Raw genomic sequence first — 5,651 nt, 5'->3', positions numbered from 1 at the left:
CCGTGTCGATGGAGGCGCATTATAGGGAGTCGTTTCAGGAAGACAAGCGGAAAAATGCATTTTTATTTCAACCGCTCATCTTTTAATCATTACGCCGGTTTTTGCTGCTTTTTTATCGCTTGCGGCAGGTCTGCCAGGCTATTTAACACCCAATCCGCCGCGTTTTCTGCTTCAGGCGTAATAGGTTTACCCGTACGCACCAGCACTTTTGTTCCGACGTTCGCCGCAGCCGCTGCCTGCATATCTTCTAATTTATCGCCCACCATATAAGAAGCGGCCATATCAATATGCAAATAATCGCGTGCCGACAACAGCATCCCTGGATGCGGTTTACGGCAATCGCAGACCTGGCGAAACTCTTCAACACTACCCTGCGGATGATGCGGGCAATAATAGATGCCATCCAGATCGACATCGCGGTCTGCCAGCGACCAGTCCATCCACTCGGTCAGCGTTTCAAACTGTGCTTCAGTAAATTTACCGCGAGCAATGCCAGACTGGTTGGTTACTACCACCAGCGCAAAGCCCATTTTTTTTAGCTCGCGCATGGCGTCAATAACACCATCGATAAATTCAAAGTTGTCGATCTCATGGACATAGCCGTGATCGACATTAATGGTGCCATCACGGTCAAGAAAAATTGCGGGTACGCTCTTCGCCACCTTTTATAGCTCCTTAATAAGGCATGTGACGCTAGTATCGCATGTTTCGACCAGCAAGAAAGTGCTCTTCGCATAAACCTGATTGATTTAGACGTCTGGATGCCTTAACATCCATTTCATTGACGGCGTTGCCCGTTCCAGGCATTCGAAATGCCACGACTAACTTAATGACGATAATAAATAATCAATGATAAAACTTTCGAATATCACCAAAGTGTTCCACCAGGGCACCCGCACCATCCAGGCGTTGAACAACGTCAGCCTGCATGTGCCAGCTGGACAAATTTATGGCGTTATCGGTGCCTCAGGCGCGGGTAAGAGTACGCTTATACGTTGTGTAAACCTGCTGGAGCGCCCAACCGAGGGTAGCGTGCTGGTCGATGGCCAGGAACTGACTACGTTGTCAGAATCCGAGCTGACTAAAGCTCGCCGCCAGATTGGTATGATTTTCCAGCATTTTAACCTGCTCTCTTCGCGTACTGTTTTTGGCAACGTGGCTCTGCCGCTGGAGCTGGACAATACACCGAAAGACGAGATCAAACGTCGCGTGACGGAATTGCTGTCATTGGTTGGTCTTGGCGATAAGCATGATAGCTACCCGTCGAATCTTTCCGGTGGGCAGAAACAGCGTGTGGCGATTGCCCGTGCGTTAGCCAGCAATCCCAAAGTATTGCTGTGTGATGAAGCCACCAGCGCGCTGGATCCGGCAACCACACGTTCTATTCTCGAACTGCTGAAAGACATCAACCGCCGTCTGGGTTTGACGATTCTGTTGATAACCCACGAAATGGACGTTGTGAAGCGAATTTGTGATTGCGTGGCGGTCATCAGCAATGGCGAACTGATCGAGCAGGACAAGGTAAGTGAAGTGTTCTCGCATCCGAAAACGCCGCTGGCGCAAAAATTTATTCAGTCGACTCTGCATCTGGATATCCCAGAAGATTATCAGGAACGTCTGCAAGCGGAGCCATTCACTGACTGCGTACCGATGCTGCGCCTGGAGTTTACCGGTCAGTCGGTAGATGCCCCACTGCTTTCTGAAACTGCGCGTCGTTTCAACGTTAATAACAACATTATTAGCGCGCAGATGGATTACGCCGGTGGCGTTAAGTTCGGCATCATGTTGACTGAAATGCACGGCACACAACAAGATACGCAAGCCGCCATTGCCTGGCTGCAGGAACACCATGTAAAAGTAGAGGTACTGGGTTATGTCTGAGCCGATGATGTGGCTGCTGGTTCGTGGCGTATGGGAAACGCTGGCAATGACCTTCGTATCCGGTTTTTTTGGGTTTGTGATTGGTCTGCCGGTTGGCGTCCTGCTTTATGTTACTCGTCCGGGGCAAATTATTGCTAACGCGAAGCTGTACCGTACCGTTTCAGCGATTGTGAACATTTTCCGTTCCATCCCGTTCATTATCTTGCTGGTATGGATGATTCCGTTTACTCGCGTTATTGTCGGTACATCGATTGGTTTGCAGGCAGCGATTGTTCCGTTAACTGTTGGTGCAGCACCGTTTATTGCCCGTATGGTCGAGAACGCCCTGCTGGAAATCCCAACCGGGTTAATTGAAGCCTCTCGCGCAATGGGTGCCACACCAATGCAGATCGTGCGCAAAGTGCTGTTACCGGAAGCGTTACCAGGTCTGGTTAACGCCGCAACTATCACCCTGATTACCCTGGTCGGTTATTCCGCTATGGGCGGCGCAGTCGGTGCCGGTGGTTTGGGTCAGATTGGCTATCAGTATGGCTACATCGGCTATAACGCGACGGTGATGAATACGGTACTGGTATTGCTGGTCATTCTGGTTTATTTAATTCAGTTCGCAGGCGACCGCATCGTCCGGGCTGTCACTCGCAAGTAACGTTCAACACAACATAAATAATTGAAGAAGGAATAAGGTATGGCGTTCAAATTCAAAACCTTTGCGGCAGTGGGAGCCCTGATTGGATCACTGGCACTGGTAGGGTGCGGCCAGGATGAAAAAGATCCAAACCACATCAAAGTCGGCGTGATTGTCGGTGCCGAACAGCAGGTTGCAGAAGTCGCGCAGAAAGTTGCGAAAGACAAATATGGCCTGGACGTTGAGCTGGTAACCTTCAACGACTATGTTCTGCCAAACGAAGCATTGAGCAAAGGCGATATCGACGCCAACGCCTTCCAGCATAAACCGTACCTTGATCAGCAACTGAAAGATCGTGGCTACAAACTGGTCGCAGTAGGCAACACTTTTGTTTATCCGATTGCTGGTTACTCCAAGAAAATAAAATCACTGGATGAACTGCAGGATGGTTCGCAGGTTGCCGTGCCAAACGATCCAACTAACCTTGGTCGTTCACTGCTGCTGCTGCAAAAAGTGGGCTTGATCAAACTGAAAGATGGCGTTGGCCTGCTGCCGACTGTTCTTGATGTTGTTGAGAACCCAAAAAACCTGAAAATTGTTGAACTGGAAGCACCGCAACTGCCGCGTTCTCTGGACGACGCGCAAATCGCTCTGGCAGTTATCAACACCACCTATGCCAGCCAGATTGGCCTGACTCCGGCGAAAGACGGCATCTTTGTAGAAGACAAAGAGTCCCCGTATGTTAACCTGATCGTAACTCGTGAAGACAACAAAGACGCAGAGAACGTGAAGAAATTCGTGCAGGCTTATCAATCTGATGAAGTGTACGAAGCGGCAAACAAAGTGTTTAACGGCGGCGCTGTTAAAGGCTGGTAATATTTAGGCTGTTTCCACAATTTGTAATATCATTCAGGACGGGCGCTTGCCCGTCTTGTCATTTTTACAAGCGCCTGATTCAATATTGACGTTTTGATCATACATTGAGGAAATACTATGCGTGCTTTACCGATCTGTTTAGTAGCACTCATGCTAAGCGGTTGTTCCATGTTAAGCAGATCCCCTGTCGAACCCGTTCAAAGCACTGCACCCCAGCCGAAAGCGGAGCCTGCAAAACCGAAAGCACCGCGCGCCACGCCGGTCCGAATTTATACCAATGCAGAAGAATTAGTCGGCAAACCGTTCCGCGATCTCGGTGAAGTCAGTGGCGACTCTTGCCAGGCCTCTAATCAGGACTCTCCACCGAGCATTCCAACCGCGCGTAAGCGGATGCAAATCAACGCCTCTAAAATGAAAGCCAATGCTGTTTTACTGCATAGCTGTGAAGTCACCAGCGGTACGCCAGGCTGCTACCGTCAGGCTGTATGTATCGGTTCTGCGCTTAACATTACGGCGAAATGAGCAGTTTCCAGTTCGAGCAAATAGGCGTTATTCGCTCGCCCTATAAAGAAAAATTCGCCGTTCCGCGCCAGCCTGGTCTGGTAAAAAGCGCCAACGGTGAACTGCATCTCACTGCTCCCTACAACCAGGCCGATGCCGTGCGCGGCCTGGAAGCGTTCAGCCATTTATGGATCCTTTTCGTCTTTCATCAAACGATGGAAGGCGGCTGGCGTCCGACTGTGCGCCCACCGCGCCTCGGCGGTAACGCCAGAATGGGCGTTTTCGCCACACGCTCTACTTTCCGCCCTAACCCGATTGGTATGTCGCTGGTAGAACTGAAAGAGGTTGTTTGCCATAAAGACAGCGTGATTCTGAAGCTCGGTAGCCTGGATCTGGTTGATGGTACGCCAGTGGTGGATATCAAACCGTATCTCCCCTTTGCCGAATCGCTTCCCGATGCCAGTGCCAGCTATGCGCAAAGTGCGCCAACGGCAGAGATGTCTGTGACCTTTACCGCAGATGTTGAAAAGCAACTATTGATGCTGGAGAAGCGTTATCCGCAGTTAACGCTGTTTATCCGCGAAGTACTGGCGCAGGATCCGCGTCCGGCCTATCGTAAAGGTGAGGAAACGGGCAAAACCTATGCCGTCTGGCTGCATGATTTTAATGTTCGCTGGCGCGTCACCGACGCAGGTTTTGAAGTCTTTGCGCTGGAACCGCGTTAAATTCACGCCCTTCTCTTTTGACATTTCTCCTGCACTGGTAAACTAAATCACTTTTTTTTGTCCCAGGCTCACCTTGAGCCTGTTCTACCTTCCAACTGGAACCGTAACAACATGCGTACTAGCCAATACCTGCTCTCCACTCTCAAGGAGACACCTGCCGACGCCGAGGTGATCAGCCATCAGCTGATGCTACGCGCCGGGATGATCCGCAAGCTGGCCTCCGGGTTATATACCTGGCTGCCGACCGGCGTGCGCGTTCTGAAAAAAGTCGAAAACATCGTGCGTGAAGAGATGAACAACGCCGGTGCGATCGAGGTGTCGATGCCGGTGGTTCAGCCAGCCGATTTGTGGCAAGAGAGTGGTCGTTGGGAACAGTACGGTCCGGAACTGCTGCGTTTTGTTGACCGTGGCGAGCGTCCGTTCGTACTCGGCCCAACTCATGAAGAAGTTATCACTGACCTGATTCGTAACGAGCTTAGCTCTTACAAACAGCTGCCGCTGAACTTCTATCAGATCCAGACCAAGTTCCGCGACGAAGTGCGTCCGCGTTTCGGCGTCATGCGCTCCCGCGAATTCCTGATGAAAGATGCTTACTCTTTCCATACTTCTCAGGAATCCCTGCAGGAAACCTACGATGCAATGTATGCGGCCTACAGCAAAATCTTCAGCCGCATGGGGCTGGATTTCCGCGCCGTACAGGCCGACACCGGTTCTATCGGCGGCAGCGCCTCTCACGAATTCCAGGTGCTGGCGCAGAGCGGTGAAGACGATGTGGTCTTCTCCGATACCTCTGACTATGCAGCGAACATTGAACTGGCAGAAGCTATCGCGCCGAAAGAACCGCGCGCTGCTGCTACCCAGGAAATGACGCTGGTTGATACGCCTAACGCGAAAACCATCGCTGAACTGGTTGAACAGTTCAATCTGCCGATTGAGAAAACGGTTAAGACTCTGTTGGTTAAAGCGGTTGAAGGCAGTAGCTTCCCGCTGGTTGCGCTGCTGGTGCGTGGTGACCATGAGCTGAACGAAGTTAAAGCAGAAAA

The 5,651-nt window shown here is 51.1% G+C and carries 7 protein-coding genes; 6 read left to right on the top strand and 1 reads right to left on the bottom strand.

The genetic code is table 11. The features are described 5' to 3' along the window. Positions 1-89: 89 nt before the first annotated feature. A complete protein-coding gene (gmhB, locus tag EQY_RS0115645; RefSeq protein ID WP_001140174.1) occupies positions 90-662 on the bottom strand; it encodes a D-glycero-beta-D-manno-heptose 1,7-bisphosphate 7-phosphatase in 573 nt (190 codons plus the stop codon). Positions 663-849: 187 nt separating this feature from the next. On the opposite strand from gmhB, the gene metN reads away from it, so the two are divergent. From metN to proS, 6 genes are all read left to right on the top strand, one after another. Then, positions 850-1,881, top strand: coding sequence for a methionine ABC transporter ATP-binding protein MetN (gene metN, locus EQY_RS0115640; RefSeq protein ID WP_000593990.1), 1,032 nt, complete (start codon positions 850-852; stop codon positions 1,879-1,881). Next, positions 1,874-2,527 carry a methionine ABC transporter permease MetI gene (locus tag EQY_RS0115635; RefSeq protein ID WP_001294600.1) on the top strand — a complete coding sequence of 218 codons (654 nt, stop codon included), beginning with the start codon at positions 1,874-1,876 and terminating at the stop codon, positions 2,525-2,527. The genes metN and EQY_RS0115635 overlap by 8 nt, the downstream gene beginning before the upstream one ends. A gap of 39 nt (positions 2,528-2,566) precedes the next feature. After that, positions 2,567-3,382, top strand: coding sequence for a methionine ABC transporter substrate-binding lipoprotein MetQ (gene metQ, locus EQY_RS0115630; RefSeq protein ID WP_000874226.1), 816 nt, complete (start codon positions 2,567-2,569; stop codon positions 3,380-3,382). Positions 3,383-3,499: 117 nt separating this feature from the next. Then, positions 3,500-3,904: an envelope stress sensor lipoprotein RcsF gene (gene rcsF / locus EQY_RS0115625; protein WP_001202329.1), complete on the top strand. Its 405-nt coding sequence runs from the start codon at positions 3,500-3,502 to the stop codon at positions 3,902-3,904. After that, the gene (gene tsaA, locus EQY_RS0115620; protein WP_000094033.1) at positions 3,901-4,608 is read left to right on the top strand and encodes a tRNA (N6-threonylcarbamoyladenosine(37)-N6)-methyltransferase TrmO; all 708 of its coding nucleotides are present in this window, start codon (positions 3,901-3,903) and stop codon (positions 4,606-4,608) included. The genes rcsF and tsaA overlap by 4 nt, the downstream gene beginning before the upstream one ends. A 111-nt stretch (positions 4,609-4,719) precedes the next feature. After that, positions 4,720-5,651 (top strand): proline--tRNA ligase (gene proS, locus EQY_RS0115615; protein ID WP_001260704.1); only part of this gene is annotated, 932 nt, incomplete at its 3' end.

Source organism: Escherichia sp. TW14182, from assembly GCF_000208525.1.
Lineage (GTDB): Bacteria > Pseudomonadota > Gammaproteobacteria > Enterobacterales > Enterobacteriaceae > Escherichia > Escherichia ruysiae.
The sequence above is the reverse complement of the archived record's forward strand: the minus strand, read 5'-3'. Positions and strand labels throughout refer to the sequence as shown.